General features: G+C 55.6%; 1 rRNA gene. It reads left to right on the forward strand.

The window, feature by feature from the left end:
- A 23S ribosomal RNA gene (locus HMPREF3130_RS05830) occupies positions 1 to 1206 on the forward strand; the annotation flags it as partial.

The following is a 1206-nucleotide window of genomic DNA, read 5'->3' on the forward strand; positions in this document are numbered from 1 at the left end:
TGTGGGTAGGGGTGAAAGGCCAATCAAACTCCGTGATAGCTGGTTCTCCCCGAAATGCATTTAGGTGCAGCGTCGTGTGTTTCCTCCTGGAGGTAGAGCTACTGGTTGGTTTAGCGGGACTATCATCTTAGCGACATCAGCCAAACTCCGAATGCCGGTGAGGTCAGAGCACGGCAGTGAGACTGCGGGGGATAAGCTTCGTAGTCGAGAGGGAAACAGCCCAGATCGCCGGCTAAGGCCCCTAAGGGTGTGCTAAGTGGAAAAGGATGTGGGATCGCGAAGACAACCAGGAGGTTGGCTTAGAAGCAGCCATCCTTGAAAGAGTGCGTAATAGCTCACTGGTCGAGTGGTTCTGCGCCGACAATGTAGTGGGGCTCAAGTACACCGCCGAAGCCGCGGCAATCACCATTTTGTGGTGGTTGGGTAGGGGAGCGTCGCGTGACTGCTGTGAAGCGCTGGGGTAACCCTAGTGTGGAGTGTGCGCGAGTGAGAATGCAGGCATGAGTAGCGAATGAGGAGTGGAAAACTCCTCCGCCGAATGACTAAGGGTTCCTGGGCCAGGTTAATCCTCCCAGGGTGAGTCGGGACCTAAGGCGAGGCCGACAGGCGTAGTCGATGGATAACGGGTTGATATTCCCGTACCCGTGTGTCCGCGCCCATGGTGAATCAGGGATACTAACCCACCTGAACACGCGCCTTGTGCCAGCCTTTTAGGTTGGTTGGTGTGTGTGATGCTGGGGACCTGAACTGGTAGTAGCCAAGTGATGGGGTGACGCAGGAAGGTAGCCGTGCCACGTGATGGATATCGTGGTGTAAGCGTGTGGCCCGTGTTCTAGGTAAATCCGGAGCACAGTGGGGTGAGGCGTGATGCGTACCCGTTTTGGGGAAGTTGGTGATCCTATGCTGCCGAGAAAAGCCTCTAGCGATGTGGATATACGGCCCGTACCCGAAACCGACACAGGTAGTCAGGTAGAGAATACTAAGGCGATCGGGAGAACTGTGGTTAAGGAACTCGGCAAAATGCCCCCGTAACTTCGGGAGAAGGGGGGCCATGACTGGTGACCGACGTGGTTGAGCTGGTTGTGGCCGCAGAGAATAGAGGGAAGCGACTGTTTACTAAAAACACAGGTCCGTGCGAAGACGTTTAAGTCGATGTATACGGACTGACGCCTGCCCGGTGCTGGAAGGTTAAGAGGACCTGTTAGA

It is taken from the genome of Corynebacterium sp. HMSC14B06 (assembly GCF_001807075.1).
GTDB lineage: Bacteria > Actinomycetota > Actinomycetes > Mycobacteriales > Mycobacteriaceae > Corynebacterium > Corynebacterium jeikeium_D.